The sequence below is a fragment of the Elusimicrobiota bacterium genome (genome assembly GCA_018816525.1).
GTDB lineage: Bacteria > Elusimicrobiota > Endomicrobiia > CG1-02-37-114 > XYA2-FULL-39-19 > OXYB2-FULL-48-7.
Genome location: JAHIVV010000001.1, coordinates 1 through 22481 on the forward strand (window position 1 = coordinate 1; position 22481 = coordinate 22481).

Below are 22481 nucleotides of genomic sequence, written 5' to 3' on the forward strand. Positions count from 1 at the left end.
GCGATGCGACCAATTGACAAAACAATACCTTTTTTTGTATATTAAAAACATGACAGTATTTTCAAAGAGAAAAACCGTTACAGAAATTATACGGGATGCCAAACTGCTTCCTGAAGATAAACTGAACAAAGCAGAAGAGGAATCCAAAAAAAGCGGAGTACCCGTACAGCAAATCCTTGTAAACCAGAAATTACTTGATAAAACTACTCTCCTGCGCACGCTCTCGCAGGAATGGGAAATAAAAGCTGTAGACCTTTCTGAAGTTGAACTGGATTCAGATGTTATAAAACTCATCCCGAAAACCGTCACAAAAAGGCACCACATAGTACCATTCGCAAAAGAAGAAAATATCCTTTTTATAGCCATGAGCGACCCCAGGAATATTTTTGCCATTGAAGATATCCAGCTGCTCACCGGCTACCAGATCGAACCCTACTTTGCAATGCCGGAAGATATAAACAAAGCCTTCGCTCAAATGTACGCGGACCAGGAAGCCGCTGCCGCGAACATTGAAGAATCCCCGGATGAAGTAGAAGCTGCCCCGTCGCCGGATACAGGCGACATGGTCACCGAATCCAAAGAAGTAATGGATGACCTGCTTTCCAGCCTGAGCGATGTTCCCGCGGAAGAGCTCAAACTTTCCAAAGGCGACGAAAAAGTCGATATTATGGAAGTTGACGCATCCGCGCCTGAAACAGAAAAACTTGTAAACGCAATCCTTCTGGAAGCACTAAGGCTGAAAGCTTCCGATATTCATATAGAACCGCTGGAAAAAAGGTTCAGCATCCGGTACAGGGTAGACGGGTTACTGCGAAAATCATCCTTCAAAGTTCCTTTAAGCTTCAAAAGTTCCGTAATAGCAAAACTAAAAATTCTTTCCGGATCCATGAACATCACCGAACGCCGCAGGCCCCAGGACGGACGTATAATGCTGATGGCCAGAGGTAAACCCATCGAGCTTCGTATAAATATTATCCCGACAGTTTTCGGAGAAAGCTCGGTTATGCGTATCCTTGACCGTTCCAGCGTCAAAGTAAGCCTGGAAAGACTGACATTTTTACCCGATACCCAGGAAAAAATCATAGAATGCCTGAATAAACCTTACGGGCTTTTGCTTGTATGCGGGCCTACCGGAAGCGGAAAATCGACAACACTTTATTCAATGCTTAATCATATAAATACCCCTGACACAAAAATCCTTACCGCTGAAAATCCGGTAGAATACAACCTTGACGGCATCATGCAGATGGGTATGAACCCCGAAATAGGCGTGACCTTTCCTGAAGCATTAAGAGCATTTTTGAGACAGGACCCGGACGTTATAATGGTCGGTGAAATTCGTGACCAGGAAACAGGCCAGATAGCCATGGAAGCCGCCATGACCGGGCATCTTGTGCTTTCAACAATACACACGAATGACGCGCCCACGGCCGTATCCCGTTTATCTGAAATGAAAATCCATTCTTATTTGATAGCCTCCACGCTTGAATGCGTGCTGGCGCAAAGGCTTGTCCGAAGAATCTGTGAAAAATGCAAAGTTCCTGATCCCAATCCTTCTGAAGATTTGCTGAAAGAATGCGAAAAATACAAAGTAGATATAAAGAAAGCAACCTTTATGAAAGGCGAAGGCTGCCAGTATTGCATGAAAACCGGTTACAAAGGCCGTGTTGGCGTTCATGAACTTCTGCTTTTGGATGACGAACTACGCGCTCTTATTTTGAAAGAAGTTGCAGCCGGCCCTATAAAAGAATTAGGAATAAAACACGGCATGAGAACGCTTATGGGCGACGGCGTTACAAAAGTTGCAATGGGTTTAACCACCTATTCAGAAGTGTTATCTGTATCAACCTAAAACTTTTCCTCGAATTATTTAATTGAAAAACATTCCGAAAGGCTTCTTATTTACCGGTATACGTTGCGGAATATCGGCCAGGAAAGACAAGAATGACCTGGCTTTATTTTATTCCGGCCAACCATGTATAACTGCCGCCGTATTTACTAAAAATTTGTTTAAAGCCGCGCCGATATTAGTCAGCCGGGAACACCTGAAATCCTCATCAAAAAATATTCACGCAATCATAGCAAATTCAGGGTGCGCAAATGCCTGCACGGGCAAGCAGGGCATGATTGACGCAAAAGAAATGTGCTCATTAACCGCACAAAACCTGAAAATAAAACCGCAGCAGGTTCTGGTTGCTTCAACTGGCGTAATTGGCAGGTTGCTTCCTATGAACACTATGAGAAACGGAATAAAAATAATTTCGAAAAAAATTTTACAGTCGTCATCCGATTCTTCCCTGGAAGCTGTCAAAGCTATAATGACAACAGACACTTTTCCGAAATTAGCATCAACAAATTTCAAATTTCAAATTTCCCAGCCCAAGGCTGGTCCGCTTCAGGCGGAAAATGCTTCTATCTGGGGCTGTGCAAAAGGCTCGGGCATGATTCACCCTGACATGGCAACCATGCTTGCTTTCATCTTCACTGATGTTAACATATCAAAAAACTTATTGGCTTTAGCGCTTAAAACAGCGGCGGATGAAACCTTCAACTGTATAAGCGTTGACGGCGATACATCGACAAATGACACTGTATTCCTGCTTTCAAACGCTCAGGCGCAAAATAAAATTATAAATTCAGAAAAAAGCCGTGAATTTGAAATATTCTCTACAGAACTTACAAAAGTTTGCAGGGAGCTGGCTAAAAAAATAGTTCGCGACGGCGAAGGCGCGACTAAATTCGTTATTATAAAAGTAAATTCAGCAAAAAACAAGAACGAAGCAAAACAAATAGCCAAAACAATTGCCACCTCGCCCCTGGTTAAAACCGCCATATTCGGCTGCGATCCAAACTGGGGCAGAATAATTGCCGCGGCAGGCAGAAGCGGTGTTGATTTTAACCCGGATAAGGTTCAAATTCATATTAACGGCCACTGCGTTACAAAAAATGGAACAATGACAGAAATATCCGAAAAAGACTTAAGCAAATCCTTTAAACAAAAAGAAGTCGAGATAAAAATAGATTTGAATTGCGGCAAGGAAAAATTTGAATACTATACCTGCGATTTAACCTATGATTACGTCAAGATAAACGCGAGTTACACCACGTAAATGAAAATACTGTTCGTCTGCGCAGGCAATACCTGCAGGAGCGTCCTTGCTGAAGGGTATCTGCGGAAATTCATTAAGAAAAATAAAATAACCTGGATGGATGTAAAGTCCTGCGGTACCGTGGCATCGCCTAACTTCAAAGTTCCAAAGATTGTTTTAAAGTTATTGTTGGATGAAGGAGTAGATTTATCAGGCCATATTTCTACATCGGTAAATAAACTGCTCGTTGACGTTTCGGAATATATTTTTGTGATGGAAACGCGCCATAAAGAAGAACTTTTAAGAAGATACCCGGAAAATAAGAAGAAAATTCACCTGCTTAAAGAATTCGCTGAAAACATGAAACTGGACGACCCGGAAGTACCCGACCCGATAGGGCAGCCGGATGAAGTTTATATAAAAGCTGCCGGAGTAATGGAAGAATTGGTAAAAAAATCTTTTGAAAGAATTATAGAAACTAAAAGAACAGGAGCGCCTCAATGAACTTTTTAAAAAAATCTGATCCGGAACTTTACAGCGCCATCGCCAATGAAATCCGCAGACAAAAAGACGGGCTCGAACTTATCGCCTCGGAAAACTATACTTCGGAAGCGGTTATGGAAGCGCAGGGCTCAGTGCTGACAAACAAATACGCGGAAGGGTATCCCCAGAAAAGATATTACGGCGGGTGCGTAAATGTTGACGTAGCAGAAAGCCTGGCCATTGAACGCGCAAAAAAGATTTTCAGCGCTGAACACGCCAATGTCCAGCCTCATTCCGGCACGCAGGCGAATATGGCGGTATATTTTTCAATATTAAACCCGGGCGATACTATTATGGGAATGCATTTATCGCACGGCGGGCATTTATCGCACGGGCATCCGACGAGTTTTTCAGGAAAATATTTTCATATTGTGCCTGTCGGAATCAGGAAAGATACCGAACAAATTGATTACAAGGAAATTTTATCCCTGGCAAGAAAACACAAACCGCATTTAATAGTTGCAGGAAGCTCGTCATATTCACGCATAATTGATTGGCAGAAATTCCGCGAGGTTGCCGATGAAGTAGGAGCGTATTTTATGGCAGATGTAGCCCATTATGCCGGTCTTATTGCGGCAGGGATTTATCCTTCGCCTGTCCCTTATGCAGACTTTGTGACCTTCACCACCCATAAAACTTTAAGAGGGCCCAGGGGCGGCATGATCCTTTGCAAACAAAAATATTCCACATTGCTTGATAAAATGATTTTCCCCGGCATCCAGGGAGGGCCGTTAATGCACGTAATAGCGGCCAAGGCAACAGTACTAAAAGAAGCAATGAGGCCGGAATTTAAACTTTATCAAATCCAAGTATTGAACAACGCGCGCAGGTTTGCGCAAAATCTTTCAAGCCGCGGATACAGAATAGTTTCCGGCGGGACTGACTGCCATATGTTCGTAGTGGATTTAAGGCCCCTACAGATTACAGGAAAGGAAGCAGAAAAAGCTTTAGACCTGATCCATATAACCGTGAATAAAAATTCCATACCGCATGACCCCCAGAAACCTTTCATTACTTCTGGTATAAGAATCGGGACGCCAGCAATAACCACGCGGGGAATGAAAGAAAAAGAGATTGACAAGATAGCCGAATTTATTGATACCGCTTTGAAAAATATGAAAAATAAGAAAAAACTTGAAAGGGTAAAACAAGGAGTTATTAACCTTACAAAACAATTCCCGCTTTATCCTCAACTTAAAATATGATTTTAGTATACATTTTTTGTTTCTTCGTCAGTATTTTTTTTGCGCTGCTTTTCACGCCGGTAGCTATTTTTTTAAGCCGTAAATTCAATGTATACGATATGCCCAACCGGCGCAAAGTTCATACCCGGCCTATTCCCCGTTGGGGGGGGCTGGGAATTTTTCTTTCCATATCTGGTTGCCTTTTACTTGTCTACTATTTGTTCCCTCAATTCAGCCAATTGCTTGCATCTGAACTTAAACAAAAAAGCAAACTAATAGGAACCCTCACACTGTTTGACCAGTTGATGGGTATTCTCACCGGAGGCGTGTTTGTTCTTATACTTGGAATGATAGACGACAAAAAAAATGTTCAGGCTCTTATAAAACTCCTTGTACAAATAATCGCGGCATTATGCGCCCTGGAATATGGAGTAAGAATTTTCGGGCTTACAATACCATTTTTCAATACATACATTGAGTTGCCTATAATACTTACTTTGTTTATAACAGTATTATGGCTTGTGAGTTTCATGAACACTATAAACCTTGCAGACGGGCTGGATGGCCTGGCAACCGGCCTGGTAACTATTGCCGCAGGAACATTTTTCATTGTGTCGATGCTTATGAAACCAACCCTTATGAACAGTCCGGACAAACTCTGGCTGGCAAACCAGCTTCAATTAAGCGCTATTCTATCAATAACACTTTGCGGGGCGGGCATAGGGTTTCTTTTTTTTAATTTTAATCCTGCAAGAATTTTTGTCGGAGACGGCGGAGCGTTGTTTATGGGGTTCATGCTGGCCAGTATCAGCATTATTGGAACACTTAAGATGCCGCTGGTTGTGGCGTTGTTCATACCTATTATTATCGTGGCGCTTCCTGTGCTGGATGTATTTTTGTCAATATTGAGGCGTTTCAGCCGCGGCGGCGATATTATGGCGCCTGATAAAGAACATATACACCATCGTCTTCTTAAATTAGGCTGGACCCATCGCGAAGTTGTTCTTATAATGTACGTTATAACTCTGATTCTCTCGATAGTCACTATTTCCCTTACCAGCTGGAAATTAACCCTGAGGTAATAAATGTCTCAACTGAAAAAAATATTTTTTGTTTTTGGGACGAGGCCGGAGGCCATTAAAATGGCGCCGGCGGTTAAAGAACTAAAAACTCATAAAAAAAATTTTATGGTAAAGGTATGCGTTTCTGCGCAGCATCGAGAAATGCTGGACCAGGTACTGGAAATATTTAATATAAAACCGGATTATGATTTGAACTTGATGAAAAAAGGCCAGTCTCTTGAGCATATCACTTCAAAATGCCTTTTGGGGTTTACGGAAATATTCAAAAAAGACAGGCCTGACCTGATATTAGTCCACGGCGACACCACAACATCCTTTGCGGCAGCGTTGTCTGCATTTTACCAAAGAATTCCCGTAGGCCACGTGGAAGCGGGCTTGCGTTCTTTCGACCTTAACAACCCATACCCGGAAGAAGCTAACAGATTACTTACTGACCGGCTTTGCGATTTGTTTTTTGCACCCACTTATCTTTCAAAACAAAACCTATTAACTGAAGGCATTCCAAAAGATAAAATTTATATTACCGGCAACACAGTAATAGACGCGCTTTTTATGGCAATAAAGAAAAAACGTTCCTTCGAAAACCCGGAATTAAAAAAGTTTTTCAATAATAAACAAAATACACACAACGCGCGACTTGTACTGGTTACTGCTCACCGCAGGGAGAACTTTGGCAAACCTCTTGAAGATATTTTTCTTGCATTAAAAGAAATCGCCGATAAATACGAAGACGTTAAAATAATTTATCCCGTACACATGAACCCAAACGTGCTGATAGCGGCAAATAGAATCCTCTCTAACCATAAAAAGATACACCTGATCCCTCCTGTAAACTACCTGGACCTCATCAACCTTATGAAAATGTCTTATTTGATTATTACGGACTCAGGCGGAATACAGGAAGAAGCTCCTGCATTAGGAAAACCAGTACTAGTTTTACGCAAAGTCACCGAGCGCCCGGAAGGCGTAAAAGCAGGAACAGTAAAAATTGTTGGAACTAACAGGCAGAAAATATTCAATTCAATCAAAGAATTACTTGAAAATAATAAAGCATACAATGCCATGGCAAAAGCCAGAAACCCTTATGGTGACGGCAAAGCAGGCGCCCGCATAGCCCAGGCAATAAAATACTATTTTTCCCTCTCCAATACCAAACCGATAGATTACCACTAAATTAACGCGGGCGACGCCAAAGTGGCGGAGTCCAATTATTTCGAAATAATTGGGAACTATTTTACCTTATCTGCGTCTATTTAGTTGCGTGTTTGATAAATATATAAGGATATGGTAAAATCATATGAAAGAGAAACCCAGAGAAAAATTGACAAGATTGGGCGCGCAAGGCCTGAAAGATAACGAACTCCTGGCTTTGCTTTTGCGCACAGGGTACAAAGGCAAAAATGTATCTGTTTTAGCCGATGAAATTCTTGCAAAATACCCGCTAACCGAGCTTTTGAAGCTTACTTATGGGGAATTGAGCGCCCTGAAAGGCGTAGGCAAATCAAAAGCAGCAGGAATAATTGCAGGGCACGAATTTTCAAAACGCACGATAAACAGGCCAGACAAGGTAATTATTTCCAAGCCGCAGGATGTTTTAGTACTGCTTCATGGCATAAGAGCAAAACAAAAAGAGCATTTCGTAGTTCTTTACCTTAACGCAAGAAATGAACTGATTCACAAGGAATATATTTCCATCGGAATTTTAAACGCAAGCATCGTGCACCCAAGGGAAGTATTCGCTCCGGCAATTGAACACCTTGCAAGCAGTATTATAGTTGCCCATAACCATCCTTCCGGGGATACTACTCCTTCGGAGGATGATAACAAACTGACAAAACGGCTTATAGAATCAGGAAAATTGCTCGGGATTGAAGTGCTTGACCATATAATAGTAAGCGAAAAGGAACATTTTAGTTTCACCTCAGGCGCTGACAATTTGTTTTGTGCATCGAATGAATAAGACGAATAAAATCCGTAAATTAATTTCACTCTGGCTCCCCGTACTTTTTTGGTGCTGGCTGATTTATTTCTTGTCCAGTATTCCAAATCTCAGGATAGAAGCTTTGGGTTTTTGGGATTTTATTTTTAGAAAATTTGCCCATATCGGCGAATATGCAATTTTAGTGCTCTTTTTATTCCGGGCTTTCAGAGGCAGGCTCTACTTTTGGCCAGGTTTTTTAAGCTTTGTTTATGCCTCAACAGACGAACTTCACCAACTATTTGTGCCCACCCGGGGGCCTAGTTTGGTTGATATGCTCATAGATACGAGCGGTGCGGCAATTATGCTTATTGTCATCAAAATTTCAGAAAAGAACTCAAAAAAGGTGGTAGAAAAAAATGAGCAGCTCAGAAAATCTTAAAATCGGCGTTTCCGGCTTAAGGGGAGTGGTAGGCGATACCCTCACTCCGGAGTTGATACTTAATTTCGCCCAGGCATTCGGAACTTATTTAAACGGCGGAACAGTTGTTGTCGGAAGAGATACCCGCCCTACCGGCATCATGATAAAGTATTCGATATTTTCCGGGTTGATTTCTTCGGGCTGTAAAATCGTTGACCTGGATATCTGCCCCACCCCGACAGTTCTTATGATGGTGAAAGAATTAAAAGCTGCCGGCGGGATTGTCATCACTGCAAGCCATAACCCCCTGCAATGGAACGGTTTAAAATTTGTAAAAAACACCGGCATGTTTTTAAACCCTGATGAAAATAATAAATTATTACAAATCTATAGCGACAAAAACAATTTTAAAAATAACGAATGGGCAAAACTCGGAAACTTAATAAAAAGCAGCAAAAACCCGGAAAAAACACATTTCGGCAAAATCTTTAAACATGTAGACAAAAAAGCAATAAGAAAAGCAAAACTAAAAGTTGCTTTTGATTGTGTTAACGGCGCAGGTTCGGTTTTTACTCCTTTGTTTTTAAAAGAACTCGGCTGCAGGCTCATTCCGATTAACACTAAGCCTGACGGAATTTTTCCACATACTCCTGAACCAGTGCCCGAAAACCTTAAAGACCTATGCAAATTGGTTAAATCGAAAAAAGCCGATATCGGCTTCGCGCAGGACCCTGACGCGGACCGGCTTGCTATAGTAGATGAAAATGGCAATCCTATTGGCGAGGAATACACCCTTGCTCTTGTTCTGGACTATATTTTGAGTAAAAAGCGGAGCAGCAAAGTAGTTTTAAATCTTTCCACAAGCAGGGCATCGGAAGATGTTGCAAAAAAACATGACTGCGAAGTAATCCGGACAAAAGTGGGCGAGGCAAATGTCGCGGAAGGAATGATTGAACACAATGCACTCATAGGTGGGGAAGGCAACGGCGGGGTAATTTACCCCGCAATAAATTTTTGCAGGGACAGTTTTGTAGGCATGGCTTTCGTGCTTTCATACTTGGCAGAAAGCAAAAAGAAGCTTTCAGAAATTATTAAAACCCTTCCGCAATATAAAATAGTCAAAGCAAAATTTGAACTCCCGAAAAGTAAAATCGAAATAGCGCTAAAAACAGTAAAAGAAAAATACAGAAATGAAAAAATAACTACAATTGACGGAATAAAAATCGACTGGAACGATTCCTGGGCGCATATCCGCGCATCCAATACCGAACCTGTTATAAGAATCGCGGCGGAAGCCAGGACGAATGAACAGGCAGAACAAATTGTAGAAAAAATCTGCAGAGAAATTATTTAACTTTAGGGCCAGTTTTTGATGCGGGTTTTTGGATCACACTTTCAAGTTTTATCAATGCTTCTTTTATTTTTTTGTTCTTTTCTCTTTTTTGCATGCTTTTAATAGCTGGGACTATTTTCTTGTTTCCTATTTTGGCTAAAGTTTCAATAGCAGAAAGTTTAACATCTATATCTTTATCATATAAATTAATCATGACTGCATTCATGGCAGTTTTTTCCTGAGCATCCGCAACAATTCTCATCAATTCTATTTTTACCGGTTTTTCACCCATTCTTATATCATAAAGAATCCTGTCCATGGTCAGTTCACACATAAGGCTATTCACCAGTTTCCTTGCTGTATCCTTTACCTCTGGCGCAGGATCTGCTAAAGCGCCTGTTACCAGGCCGATAAATTTTACTCCCCCGATTTTACATAATGAAGAGAGTGCGGCTACCCTTACTTTCGGGGATGGATCTTTCAAAGCTTCACGTAAGGGAGCAACCACGGTAGAATTATTAAATTTACGCAGAGCTTCGCATACGTTTACTCTTACGGATTCATCTTTGTCGTTAAGCATCTGGATAATATATTCCAAAGATGCCAGGTCGCTTTTCTCTCCCAATGCCAGCGCAGCACTAATTCTAATTACAGGGTCAGAATGTTTCAGCGCTTCCCTGATTTTGGGGACATTTGCGCTGTCACCCACCCGGCAGAGCGCGGTAACGATACTGGCTTTCATCTGGATATCGGTTTCTTCATCAAACATTTTTACGAAAAGCCGAGTAAGTTTTGAATCGCCTATTTCGCCTAATCTTTCAATTGCGGCTTTTTTTACAAAAATATTTTTGCTATTCAGCGCCCTTTTTAAAAGATTTATGTCATAAATTCGAAAAAATTGTTCTGTGGCGCTAGGCATGTCTTTTGATTGGGAGCTTATGCCGGAAAGTTTAAAATATGAAGAAAAATAGGTAAAACCAAAATAACCGCTGGTCGTTACAACCGCTGCAATTAACACAACAATTCCGCCTTTAAGCATGGTTTTCGTAAATACGCCAATTTCAATTTTGTTGGCGGTTTCGGCAGATTCTTCTTCTGCTGTCTTAGGAGGATTTATTTCGCATAAGTTCTGGTAAACAAGGTAATAGAATACCATTCCCAGCAACCCGACGAACATGTTTCCTGTTTGGGAAATAATAGGGCCTATAATAGGAATCAAACCTACCAGCCTTAAGACAATCATCCAAAGCCAGGCTACAAAAAAGAACCAGCAATAACGCGAATTTATCGACCAGAAAAAACCTGTCGTAAGCTTTTTAGAACGTTTAAACGCTTCAAGAAAACCGGTATCTTCTAAAACCATGCCGGAAAAGACAAACATAAACCAAACAGCAAAAATAAATGCCGGAATAATCAATAACACAAGCCCGGCAGCCACAATTAAAATGTACACAATACAGACAACGGACATCGGAAGGGTTTTTATGGCACCCTGCAGTAATATTTTTGTGAAAGGGACCTTTTTTTCTTTATCTACGCTGTCAAGTGCAAGCAAAGTGATTGCAAAGGTCCAGCAGAAACTTACAAGATATATAAAGCCGCCGGTTAAAAGGATCGAACTTGAATTTTTAAAAAATTGAATTATTTCATTGACCAACTGCTGCTGATTTGGATTATTCCCCTCTGTTATAATTTTCTGTAAAAGAGCTCCGCCCCCAGTAATAAAGAATACACCTAGGATAATTGCAACCTGCACTGCTGAACCTAGGGCGTATACCCCGAACAAAGTCCAGAAACCTTTTTCGAGCAATTTGAACATTGCGTTATAAAGGATTTTAAATTTCGGCAGGTTATTCCACTCTCTTGAATACTTTGTCCAGCCGGGATTTTTCTTATCCCTGCTGCAACCAATGCAAACCAGTTCATTTTCGAAATGAACTAGGCATTCTTTGCAGAAATCGGCCCCGCATATTGCGCAATATTTTTCTGCGGGCCTGTCAGGATGGTTTTTGCAGACTACCATCCTTGAAAACCCGGTTACAGGTAAATTTGGAGGTTGTACTGCTGGTTTTGTTTTTGGTGTTGGGGCTGGTTCTGCTGACGGCGCTATATCCGGCGGTACGACTGGGACCGGTTTTTCATTTTTAGGTTCAAATGTTTCGAAACAAATTTGGCAGAACGCCGACCCCTCAGAATTTTTAAAACCGCATTTTGGGCATTTCATATGGTTGGAATTAAATTAACTTGAGCCCGGCGCGGGTCGAACGCGCGACAACTTGATTAAAAGTCAAGTGCTCTACCAACTGAGCTACGGGCCCGTCATTTATTTTCGGCGCTCATTATTATACTATATTATTAATAAAAGTCAAACCGTTTGACTTTCCGGCCATTTTATTATATTTTACTCTATATTATGAAGATTTCGGGATTGACGACTGACGGCGCAAAAGCCTATTATTTAACAGAAAACTTCCACAGGACAGGCAAATCCTGCCTGTGCATTTTAAGCGATGACGAAGCGATAGATATTTACACTGACAACCTCTCTGCAATCGGGGCCTGGCTTGAAAAACCTCCTGGGGAAATTGCGGCCTTCCCCGAAGAAGACGCTAAAAGAATTGCCGCCATTTACTCGATACTCAATCGTCCTAAGGATAGCCCTATTTTTCTGCTCTCCAGCGCCTCATCAATTTCGAAAAACACCGCTTCAATAGAAAAATTCGAAGTGCTGCATTTAAAAACATCCACCGTTTATCCGCGCGAAAAAATAATACAGTTCTTAGGAGATACCGGCTACGCCAGGGAGGATTTTGTCAGCGACACCTGTCAATTCTCAGTGCGCGGCGAAATAATAGATGTCTGGCCTCCGCAGAGCGCAAATCCTTACCGGCTTATATTTTTAGATAATGAAATTGAGCAAATAAAGGAATTTGAAATTGAATCCCAGCGCTCAAAAAAGACGCTTATGGAATGCGCTGTTCTTCCCGCATCCGAAGGTAAAAACAATTCCGCCAGTTTGGAAGAATTCCTGCCGAAAGACATAACCATATTTATTGACGAAAATGTGGCCCAGGAAACCTTACCGGGTTGGATTGCCGGCTATAAAACAATCGAACTTCAGGCATTAACGGAAACCCCTCTCGATTTTTTTCCAAACTCAAATTATCGCGGGAATTTAAACTTATTTTTTAACCAACTGAAAACCCTGCGTGAAGAATGCTACAAAATAATAATATTCTGCGCCAATATGGGCGAACAGGAAAGGTTGCTTGAAATCTTTGACGATAAAAGCACCGCTCCTGTCCCTGTTTTCATAGCCCCGCTTACTCAGGGTTTCTATAACCCCGGGAAAAAAATTGCGCTAATTACCTACAATGAAATTTTCGGCAGATATGACCGGCCTATCCGGCTTCCAAAGTTCAAATCTGGCAAACCATTGGACGCACTTTGGGAAATTTCAGCCGGCGATTTCGTAGTCCACGAAAAACATGGGATAGGCAAATACCGCGGTTTAAAACAAATAAACACCGGAGAAAGCATTTCGGAATATCTTTTTCTTGAGTACCGCGGGGGCGACAAACTGTTTGTACCCGTAACGGATTTTCATAAAGTACAGAAATATATCGGAGTTGAAGGCAGGCGCCCAAGGCTTTATTCACTGGACAGCATCAGTTGGGAACATGCGAAAGAACGTGCAAAAAAAAGCGCAAGCGATATAGCCAAACACCTTTACGAACTTTATACGGCACGCAAAAGCTTGCCAGGTTATAAATTTCCGCAGGATAATGAATTTGAGAGAGTGCTGGCAGACTCATTTTTATATAACGAAACACCTGACCAGGTCCGCGCCATTGAGGAAGTTAAAAAGGATATGGAAAGTGCTCATCCCATGGACAGAGTTGTGCTGGGAGACGTAGGGTTCGGTAAAACCGAGGTCGCCTTGCGCGCGGCATTTAAAGCGGCGCTCGATTCCAAACAGGTTGGCTTGATTGCTCCTACAACAGTCCTCGCTGAACAACATTATAATGTATTTATTGAACGATTAAAATCTTTCCCGGTTACCCTAGGTTTGATGACCAGGTTTCAGACAAAGAAGGAACAGAGAGACACTCTTGAAGCTTTAAAAAAAGGATTGATTGATATCGTTATCGGCACACACAGGCTGATCCAAAAAGATGTTGAATTTAAAGAATTAGGCCTTTTAATAATTGACGAAGAACACCGGTTTGGGGTAAAACAGAAGGAACACATTAAAATGATGAAACAAAATGTCGATGTTCTATCCCTTACCGCCACACCCATCCCAAGAACATTATCAATGTCTCTATCAGGAATAAAAGATTTATCAGTAATTGAATCCCCTCCTGAAGGCAGGCTGCCGGTAGATACTTATATCGGCGGGTATGATGATAATTTGATCAAAAAATCAATTCTTGCCGAACTTAACCGTAGCGGCCAGGTTTTTTATGTGCATAATTACATCCATAGCATTTTCGCCAGAAAAAATTATCTTGAGAAATTATTGCCCGGCGTGCGTTTTTCTGTCCTGCACGGCAGGATGCATTCCGGTGAAATAGAAAAAACTATGTATGAATTTACGCATAAGAAAATTGACTGTCTGATTGCAACAACGATTATTGAAGCCGGAATAGATTTACCCAACGCAAATACGATGATAATTGAACAGGCAGAAGAATTCGGTTTGTCTCAGCTATATCAGCTGCGCGGAAGAATCGGCAGAAGCAGGACCAAAGCCTACTGTTACCTCTTTTTTTCACAAGGAGAGCTGACTGAAGACGCCAAAAAACGCCTTCAGGCGCTGTATGAATTCATGAATCTCGGTTCCGGATTTAAACTGGCTTTGCGTGATATGGAAATCCGCGGCGCAGGAGAAATTCTCGGTGACAAACAGCATGGTTTTGTGCAGGATGTGGGGCTGGATATGTACTGCAAATTTATTTCCGAAGAAATGCACCTCCTGAAAAACGGAGGGCTCAAGGGCAGCGCTTCTCCCAGGCAGAAAGAAGATAAAACCCCTTCAATTGACCTTAATATCGCCGCTTTTATCCCCGGCGACTATATCACGCAGGACGATATCAGAATAGCCTACTATAGAAGATTCATGGCAACGGAAAATGACGAAGAACTGCAGAAAATAATTATCGAACTTGAAGACCGGTTCGGTAAATTTCCGCACGAACTAAAACAGCTTATTCATGTTGTAGAATTGCGTACGATTTTAAGAAAACTTGAAGTCTCTCTGGTTAAAGAACAGTCAAAATTTGTCGATGTTCATTTTTTTAGTAACAATATAGCTCCAAAAATGGTAGAATACCTATACAAAAACATGGGGCAGGTCATTGAGTTCAGTTCCTTCGGCTTTAAAATCAAAAAGAAACTTATTCCGGATGAACAGCCGGTGTTGATATTCCTGAAACAATTTTTCAGAAGCCTTTTATGAAAAAAATATTTTTGTTTATAACCCTTTCAATTATATATCCAACGATCGCTTCCGGCACTGATTCTATTTTACCTTTTTTAAATCAGGCGATTTCAGCCAGAGCCCACTCCATGGGAACTATCGCCGGCGGTTTATATGACGGCGCGAATACTATCTACGCAAATCCAGCAGGTTTGTCAACCGTAACCGGCGCTGAATTTAATTACTCATTTTTTAAAACCTGTACTTCTTACACTTATGCAAAAAAGGGATTCGGTATTGGTTACTTAAAATATGACAGAAATGAAGAATCCACTGAATCAGCATCGTTAACAACAATTTCTATTTCTGCTGACGGGTATATTTCCGAACACTGGGGAATAAACTATAAATTTATTAATGACACTATTTCGAGCACGAACACAGTTGAAATGCAGGTTTATGATGTAGGAATAGCGTATAAATTTTTTGGGGATTATACGGTCGGGATATATTCTCAGAATATAGGTTCGCCGGTAAAACTAAGGAATGGGCAGGAGATTTTGCCCAAAGCTACTATTGCGGGCATCGGATACAAAACTCAAAAAATTTCTTTAGGAATTGACAATATTTTCGAACAAAGCGGCACAAACACGATTAACTACGGCATGGAATTGGCTCTTACTAATTCAATTTTGCTTAGGGTAGGGTATAAGGATGGAACTGATGCTAAAGAAAAGATCACACTTGGGGCTGGAATTATTATAAATAAGCTTCAATTTGATTACGGAATAAATATGTCTGATGATTCCAATAAATCGCAAAAAATATCGCTATCAATTAAGTTCGGATAATTTACCTACAAACTCCTGTATTTCCTGCTCGGAGAAAGGCTTGTCCACTCTTCATTTGCTTTTCTAAGAAATTCAATTCCGTACATTTTTGGCATGATTAAATCAATAATATTATTTGAAATTTGTTAAATCCGGAGAAAATGTATATAATACTTAGTCAAATAATATGATACATATAATTAATCTTACAAAATATTTTGGTAACCAGCTTCTCTACGACAATATCACCCTGGGTATCAACCCAAGGGAAAAAATAGGGCTTGTCGGTAGAAACGGCCACGGTAAAACCACCTTGTTTAACCTCATACTCGACAAAATACAACCTGATTCCGGCGAACTAGCTATTCCAAAAGGGTACAGACTAGGGCACCTGGAACAACATATGAACTTTACTCAGGATTCCGTACTAAAGGAAGCCTGCCTGGGTTTAAGAGAAGAGGACAAATATAGCACTTGGAAAGTTGAAAAAATTCTTTCCGGCCTGGGTTTTTCAAAAGAAGATATGCAAAAACCCTGTTCAGTATTTTCCGGCGGTTACCAGATAAGACTGAACCTGACAAAAGTTCTTGTTTCTGAACCCAATATGCTCCTGCTTGATGAACCAAATAATTATCTTGACATCGTGGCATCAAGATGGCTGATAAGTTTTCTGCAAGAATGGCAGGGCGAATTGATACTTATCACCCATGAGAGAGGTTTCATGGACAGCGTAACCACCCACACTGTAGCCATTCACCGCGCAAAAGTGAAAAAAGTAAAAGGCGGAACCCAAAAACTATACGACCAGATAGCCACGGAAGAAGAAGTTTATGAAAAAACTCTAGTAAACGAAGAAAATAAAAAACGCCAGCTGGAAGTTTTCATAGCCAGATTCAGGGCCAAAGCCAGTTTGGCCAGCCAAGTTCAGTCAAAAATGAAACTCCTTGAAAAAATGGGTGAAAAACAACATCTTGAAAGAATAGAATCTCTGAATTTCTCCTTTAACTCAATACCCTTCATATCAACTCATATGGTGAATGCAAACGAAATTATATTTTCCTATACAGGAAGCGAACCTTACCTGATAAAAGATTTTTCCTTAACTGTCGGAAAAAGAGAAAGAATCTGCGTTATAGGAAAAAACGGTAAAGGTAAATCCACGTTATTAAAAACATTCGCCGGCGAAATTCAGCCACTTTCAGGCACAGTTAAAATTAACCAAACCCTGCAAACCGGTTACTTCGGACAACCCAATATATTGAGATTAAACCCTAAAAATACTGTTTTAGATGAGATCATGTTATCCAACCCGGCCTGCAACCTACAGACAGCCAGAAATATAGCCGGAATGTTCATGTTTAAGAAAGATGACGCCTTTAAACCTGTTTCAGTGCTATCTGGCGGCGAAAAAAACAGGGTAATGATGGCAAAAATGGTGGTTACCCCGTGCCAACTGCTGCTTTTAGATGAACCTACAAACCATTTGGATATGGATTCCTGTGATGCACTCCTCAAAGCTATAGACGAATTTGACGGCTCAGTGGTTATGGTAACCCACGATGAAGCTTTTTTAAAGCGTATAGCTAAGCGCCTCATAATTTTTGATAAAGATAAAATAACCCTTTATGAAGGCGGTTACCAGGACTTCCTGGAAAATATAGGCTGGGATGATGAAAGAAACCTGGATCCGGAAGCCCAGCCTAAAAAAGTTTCTTTAAGCCTGAACAACACCTTCCACAACAAGAAGACTTACAGGAAACTGAGGGCCGAAATAATGAAAGAACGGGATAATATCCTGCGCCCGCTCAAAACAGAGATAAATAAACTGGAGAAGGGCATCTCTGAAATGGAACAGGAAATAAACGCTAATAATGAATTGCTTATCAAGGCTTCGTCAGAAGGTTATAGCCCCAAGATGACGGAAACATCAAAAAGAAACAGTTATCTTAATCAGGAAATAGAACAATTTTTTGAAAAGCTGTCAAAATACAGCACCGAATATGAAACCAGCCAGAAGGAATTCGAAGAAAAACTCAACAACTTCCAATCAGCATAGGGGGCGTTCGTCATTTTTTTTGCGCCTATTGACATTTAAAACATAACATGCTATATTATTAGTGCAGTGAAGTTTGAAATTACAAAATTCTTCAAGTTACAACCCCGATTGAGCTGTTTATCACATCAGAAAGCAGTATCACATCATGTTGGACCCACAGTTCTTGTACGTTTCAAAAATCATACCTTCACAAAAGTAGGTGAATTTTTTAAATGAAAGGTAAAGTTAAATGGTTCAATTCCGGCAAGGGATATGGATTCATCACACCAGAAGAAGGCGCAGACGTATTCGTACACTTTTCATCCATAAAGGGTGAAGGTTACAAAAGCCTGAATGAAGGTGACAATGTTGAATTCGAAGTTATCACCGATGAGAAGGGCGCCAAAGCCAAAGACGTTGTAAAGATATAATAATCTTTAAACTCTTAAAAAAAGATAAAAACCATCTTGGATTATATCCGGATGGTTTTTGTTTGCCCTGATGGTAGACTGCCCTGCAGTGAAACTGTCCACTTAAGGTAAAACTATACAAATAGTAAAAAAAGGATTGAAGAAGCCCTGGCTTTAAGGTATAAAAAAGTTCCTTAAAAAACAGTGAGTTCTTTTATTTCTTTATATCTTTTTTGGATATCTTTTTGGGAAATTTTGCAGAGTTTATCCAGGCTGAAACCCTGGCAGCAGAAAGAACCCATGACAGTTCCGTAAATCATTGCCTGCCTGACAGTTTTATCATCCAGCTTGCCTTTTTTTGCCAAATATCCAAAAAATCCGCCGGCAAAACTGTCTCCGGCTCCAGTAGGGTCGCAAACACTTTCCAGTAAATATGCAGGCGCGCTAAAAACCGTAGTTTTACTGAAGTAGAGAGCACCGTATTCACCTTGCTTAATAACCACTGCTTTGGGGCCGTGGGCTAAAATAATATTTGCCGCTTTAACCAGATTGTGTTCCTGGGCAAATTGCCTGGCTTCAGACTCGTTAATAAGGAGGATATCCGCTTTTTTAAGGACTTTTATAAGAGATTCCTTCTTTATATCTATCCACAAATTCATTGTATCCAAAGCTATAAGCTTTGGCCTTTTTCTGCGGCTTACTTTATCCAGCACGTCATACTGTAAGTCCGGGTCAATATTTGCTAAAAATAAATAAGGAATATCCTGGTAACTTTCAGGGATTTTCGGCGAAAATTTCTCAAACACATTCAGGCAGGTGCTTAGGGTGCGCCTGTTGTTCATATTCGTTTCGTAAACCCCAGCCCATCTGAAAGTTTTTCCTTCCATTTTTTCCAGGCCGGTGGTATCTATCTTGTGTTTTTTTAAAAGATCAACATGTTTTGCTGGGAAATCCGTTCCTACTGCAGCAACAAGTTTCACGGGCGTAAAGGAACTTGCCGAAACACCAAAATAGGTGGCTGACCCGCCTAAAGCATCTTCAACTTTACCAAAAGGTGTTTCAACACTATCAAGCGCAACAGAACCTACAACGAGAATGGCCACTTTTACCCCCCTTAATACCCCATTCTGCCTGCTAGGAAAGGCCTGGGGTATATTATCTCCAATATTTGCCAATAAGCAAATCCAATTTTTTTACTGTAGCCTTATTAGCTTTTTCTTTACTTGTGAAAATAGCATATTTCAAAGTTGAAGAGCATTTGCATATTCTTTCTTTTAAAGGAATCCTGGGAATAAGAATTTTGAGCATATTTTTTACATTATTCACATTCGCGTTCAAATTTCCAATAACCATATCACTGCTTACTTCCTCCCCTTCCTTCCAAACATCATAGTCCGTCACTGCCGCAACCGTTACGTAACACATTTCTGCTTCCCGGGCAAGTTTTGCTTCAGGCAGCGCAGTCATACCGACCACACTAAACTCAAGTTTGCGGTTTACTTCAGATTCAGCCTTTGTAGAAAATTGCGGCCCTTCAATACAAACATAAGTCCCGCCAAAGTGGACATTCGCGCCGGCTTCCTTCAAACAATCGTACGCCAATTTTCTTAAATTTTTGCAGTAGGGTTCGGCAAATTCTATATGGGCTACAAGACCGTTGCCAAAAAACGTAGGCCTTCTCAGGCGGGTCCTGTCAAATATCTGGTCCGGGATGACAAAGTCCCTGGGTTTTAGTTCTTCTTTAAGAGAACCGCAGGCAGAAATGCTTATAACATGCTCAACCCCTAAAGATTTCAGCGCATATATATTTGCCTGGGAATTAACTTCAGCGGGGAGAATTCTATGGCCTTTGCCGTGCCTGGGAAGAAATGCAACCCGGCGGCCCTGTAATGTGCCGAGAACTATTTTATCAGATGGGTTGCCGAACGGCGTCTTGATAGCTATTTCTTTAACACCTGTTAACCCATCTATGTGATAAACACCGCTCCCGCCAATAATACCAATTTTTACAATCTCTGTTTGTTTTACCACACTTCCCCCTTTTACAATACTGGTTTAATATCCAATAATTGCAACTGCACATTTTCCCTGTTTTGCCAGCGGTTTATTTCCAATTGCGCCACCGCATCAATATATTTTGAAACGCTGAATACTATCGAAGACAAATCCGCTAAATTCCATCCTATTGCATAAAGGTTGTGTCCATTTTCAGACATCTTTAATTTTAAATGGTTGTTGCCTGTGCCGACTAAAGAATGTTCGTCAACTTTTACGTTATTAATTAAAAATATCGGATACGGATTTTCTATTCCAAAAGGCTCCAGCGCGTTCAATTCATTAACGAGTTCCATATTTACTTCCGAAAGTTTTAACTGTGAATCAATTTCCAAAATAGGTTCCAGCATCTCGCTGGTAACTTCCTGGTTAGCAATTTCAATCATCCTGTTTTTAAACTCTGCTATCTTATCCACCGCTACCGTAAACCCAACCGCCTGGGAATGCCCGCCGAATTTTACGAGTAAATCCCCGCACCTTTCCAGGGCTTTGTGAATATTAAAACCGCCGATGGACCTGCCTGTTCCCACAGCTTCCTGGCCCTCAATAATAAGCAAAAGAGTCGGCCTGTTATATTGCCTGACTATCTGGGATGCTACAATTCCCGTAACACCGTGTTCTATCCCGGTACTTGAAACAAAAAAAAGTTTGTCCTTTTCTGTGTCGCACTGTTTTTTCAGCAGTTCAATAAATTTATCGATATTTTCTGACTGAAGTTCTTTGCGTTCCTGGTTTAACTTTATAATTTCATCAAGTATTTTTTCGGCTTTTGTGACATCTTCAGCAATAAGCAGTTCCACCGCTAACTCTGCGCGGCCCAGCCTGCCGCAGGCGTTGAGCAACGGAATTATATTGAACGATATGGACTTCGTGTTTAAATCTTCTTTTTTTGAAAACTGCTCTATTAAAAGCTTCAATCCTATCCGGCGTGTTTTTTTAAGCGATTCGATGCCCTGTTTTACTATAATCCTGTTTTCGCCCACAAGAGGCATCATATCGCTGATAGTTGCAATACTGGCTACATCCAGGTTGTCCTGCAGGAAAAATTTCAGCCGGTTATTTCTGATTTTCTCCAATCTTTCGAAGACCTGCAGCGTCAAAATAGCATCATCAATGGCATGCCCGGAATGGATTTGTTCAATTCCCAAAGTTCCTGTAAGCGAGCCAAGCCCATAAGATTCGAACGGGAAATATTCTCTGGAAAGAGTAAGTGTATCGATGACAGAATTATCAAACTCGCGGTTATAGAACTTTTTAGTTAACTGCCTGATGAACCCTATATTAAATTCCGCATTGTGCGTTATTACAGTATTTTCTCCGATAAATCCAAGCAATTTTTCTGACGCGGATTCAATATCGCAGCAATCCGCGCCTGTGCCGACAAATATTTGCAATTTTTCCCGGATAACAAAATCCTTTATTTTTAAAACACCGATTTCCGAAATATTATCAAAAACCGGATGAAACCCTGTAGTTTCTATGTCCAGCACAAACATTTCCTTGTCATAATATTTGTCGTAAGACATTAACAATCCTTCGGTAAACTTTAAAGCCACAGAACAGCCTGAGAGGTCATTGAAATTATATTTACTGTCTTTTCTTTTCGGGTCTATGAGCGCTACTGCTTCCAGGGGCATATTTTTAGGGGGCTCATGATGATCGGTAACTATCACTTCTGCGCCTTTGGATTTAGCATAAGCAATTTCCTCAGAGTTTGTAATGCCGCAGTCTACCGTGATAATAAGAGTCACACCCTGTTCAATATATTTATCTATAACGCTCTTATGCATGCCGTATCCTTCAGTAGAAGGAATGTACCACAACGGCGTTACCCCAAGAAGTTTTAAAGTGCTGTAAACCACCGTTACGGAAGAGACCCCATCCAGGTCCCTGTCGCCATAAACCAGTATTTTTTCTTTATTGTCGACCGCGCGGCGGGTTCTCTTAACCGCAGTCTCCATATCAGGAAGCAAATAAGGATTATTTAAATCGTAAAATGAAAGGTTCATGAACATATTCGCAGCTTTAATGCTCTTAACACCCCTGTTTACCAAAACTGTGGCTACGGTTCTCGAGATGTTAAGCCCCTGAGAAATTTCATTCACCAGATTTTCATTTTTTGTTTTAACAATCCATTTTTTTGGAATAATAGCCATACA

The 22481-nt window shown here is 40.9% G+C and carries 18 protein-coding genes and 1 tRNA gene; 14 read left to right on the forward strand and 5 right to left on the reverse strand.

Annotation, left to right across the window (positions count from 1 at the left end):
* The 9 genes from tadA to glmM all read left to right on the forward strand — a co-directional run.
* Positions 1 to 1852: Flp pilus assembly complex ATPase component TadA (gene tadA, locus KKH91_00005; GenBank protein MBU0951201.1), on the forward strand; the 1852-nt coding region annotated here is incomplete at its 5' end.
* Between the two features lie 22 nt (positions 1853 to 1874).
* Positions 1875 to 3110 (forward strand): bifunctional glutamate N-acetyltransferase/amino-acid acetyltransferase ArgJ, encoded by a 1236-nt coding sequence (gene argJ / locus KKH91_00010; protein ID MBU0951202.1) that lies wholly within the window; start codon positions 1875 to 1877, stop codon positions 3108 to 3110.
* The gene (locus KKH91_00015) at positions 3111 to 3593 is read left to right on the forward strand and encodes a hypothetical protein (GenBank protein MBU0951203.1); all 483 of its coding nucleotides are present in this window, start codon (positions 3111 to 3113) and stop codon (positions 3591 to 3593) included. It begins immediately after the preceding gene.
* A complete protein-coding gene (locus tag KKH91_00020) occupies positions 3590 to 4837 on the forward strand; it encodes a serine hydroxymethyltransferase (GenBank protein MBU0951204.1) in 1248 nt (415 codons plus the stop codon). The genes KKH91_00015 and KKH91_00020 overlap by 4 nt, the downstream gene beginning before the upstream one ends.
* Positions 4834 to 5898, forward strand: a complete 1065-nt coding sequence (locus tag KKH91_00025) for an undecaprenyl/decaprenyl-phosphate alpha-N-acetylglucosaminyl 1-phosphate transferase (protein ID MBU0951205.1) — start codon at positions 4834 to 4836, stop codon at positions 5896 to 5898. Before KKH91_00020 ends, KKH91_00025 begins: the two co-directional genes overlap by 4 nt.
* Positions 5899 to 5910: 12 nt before the next feature.
* Positions 5911 to 7071, forward strand: coding sequence for a UDP-N-acetylglucosamine 2-epimerase (non-hydrolyzing) (gene wecB / locus KKH91_00030; GenBank protein ID MBU0951206.1), 1161 nt, complete (start codon positions 5911 to 5913; stop codon positions 7069 to 7071).
* Between the two features lie 124 nt (positions 7072 to 7195).
* Entirely contained in the window at positions 7196 to 7858 is a 663-nt protein-coding gene (gene radC / locus KKH91_00035) for a DNA repair protein RadC (GenBank protein MBU0951207.1), read from the forward strand.
* Positions 7851 to 8258: a VanZ family protein gene (locus KKH91_00040; protein ID MBU0951208.1), complete on the forward strand. Its 408-nt coding sequence runs from the start codon at positions 7851 to 7853 to the stop codon at positions 8256 to 8258. The genes radC and KKH91_00040 overlap by 8 nt, the downstream gene beginning before the upstream one ends.
* On the forward strand, positions 8236 to 9591 hold the full coding sequence (gene glmM, locus KKH91_00045; GenBank protein ID MBU0951209.1) for a phosphoglucosamine mutase: 1356 nt from the start codon (positions 8236 to 8238) through the stop codon (positions 9589 to 9591). Before KKH91_00040 ends, glmM begins: the two co-directional genes overlap by 23 nt.
* On the opposite strand, the gene KKH91_00050 is transcribed toward glmM, so the two are convergent.
* Positions 9584 to 11593 carry a HEAT repeat domain-containing protein gene (locus KKH91_00050; GenBank protein ID MBU0951210.1) on the reverse strand — a complete coding sequence of 670 codons (2010 nt, stop codon included), beginning with the start codon at positions 11591 to 11593 and terminating at the stop codon, positions 9584 to 9586. The two genes, glmM and KKH91_00050, sit on opposite strands and share 8 nt — an antisense overlap.
* Between KKH91_00050 and KKH91_00055 the strand changes: the two genes are divergently transcribed.
* The gene (locus KKH91_00055; GenBank protein MBU0951211.1) at positions 11580 to 11813 is read left to right on the forward strand and encodes a hypothetical protein; all 234 of its coding nucleotides are present in this window, start codon (positions 11580 to 11582) and stop codon (positions 11811 to 11813) included. The genes KKH91_00050 and KKH91_00055 overlap by 14 nt on opposite strands.
* Positions 11814 to 11815: 2 nt before the next feature.
* Here the strand turns inward: KKH91_00055 and KKH91_00060 are convergent.
* Positions 11816 to 11888 (reverse strand) — tRNA-Lys (locus tag KKH91_00060).
* Between the two features lie 95 nt (positions 11889 to 11983).
* On the opposite strand from KKH91_00060, the gene mfd reads away from it, so the two are divergent.
* From mfd to KKH91_00080, 4 genes are all read left to right on the forward strand, one after another.
* Positions 11984 to 15031 (forward strand): transcription-repair coupling factor, encoded by a 3048-nt coding sequence (gene mfd / locus KKH91_00065; protein ID MBU0951212.1) that lies wholly within the window; start codon positions 11984 to 11986, stop codon positions 15029 to 15031.
* Positions 15028 to 15843 carry a hypothetical protein gene (locus tag KKH91_00070; protein ID MBU0951213.1) on the forward strand — a complete coding sequence of 272 codons (816 nt, stop codon included), beginning with the start codon at positions 15028 to 15030 and terminating at the stop codon, positions 15841 to 15843. The genes mfd and KKH91_00070 overlap by 4 nt, the downstream gene beginning before the upstream one ends.
* Before the next feature lie 166 nt (positions 15844 to 16009).
* Positions 16010 to 17878 carry an ATP-binding cassette domain-containing protein gene (locus KKH91_00075; protein ID MBU0951214.1) on the forward strand — a complete coding sequence of 623 codons (1869 nt, stop codon included), beginning with the start codon at positions 16010 to 16012 and terminating at the stop codon, positions 17876 to 17878.
* A 212-nt stretch (positions 17879 to 18090) separates the two neighbouring features.
* Positions 18091 to 18288 carry a cold-shock protein gene (locus KKH91_00080; protein ID MBU0951215.1) on the forward strand — a complete coding sequence of 66 codons (198 nt, stop codon included), beginning with the start codon at positions 18091 to 18093 and terminating at the stop codon, positions 18286 to 18288.
* Between the two features lie 173 nt (positions 18289 to 18461).
* Here KKH91_00080 and KKH91_00085 read toward each other — a convergent pair whose 3' ends face one another.
* Genes KKH91_00085 through recJ form a run of 3 tightly spaced genes read right to left on the reverse strand, consistent with a single transcriptional unit; the run spans position 18462 to position 22478 of the window.
* Entirely contained in the window at positions 18462 to 19370 is a 909-nt protein-coding gene (locus tag KKH91_00085; GenBank protein MBU0951216.1) for a sugar kinase, read from the reverse strand.
* A 52-nt stretch (positions 19371 to 19422) separates the two neighbouring features.
* Positions 19423 to 20280: an S-methyl-5'-thioadenosine phosphorylase gene (mtnP, locus tag KKH91_00090; protein ID MBU0951217.1), complete on the reverse strand. Its 858-nt coding sequence runs from the start codon at positions 20278 to 20280 to the stop codon at positions 19423 to 19425.
* 29 nt (positions 20281 to 20309) lie between these two features.
* Positions 20310 to 22478 carry a single-stranded-DNA-specific exonuclease RecJ gene (gene recJ, locus KKH91_00095; GenBank protein ID MBU0951218.1) on the reverse strand — a complete coding sequence of 723 codons (2169 nt, stop codon included), beginning with the start codon at positions 22476 to 22478 and terminating at the stop codon, positions 20310 to 20312.
* Positions 22479 to 22481: the final 3 nt, after the last annotated feature.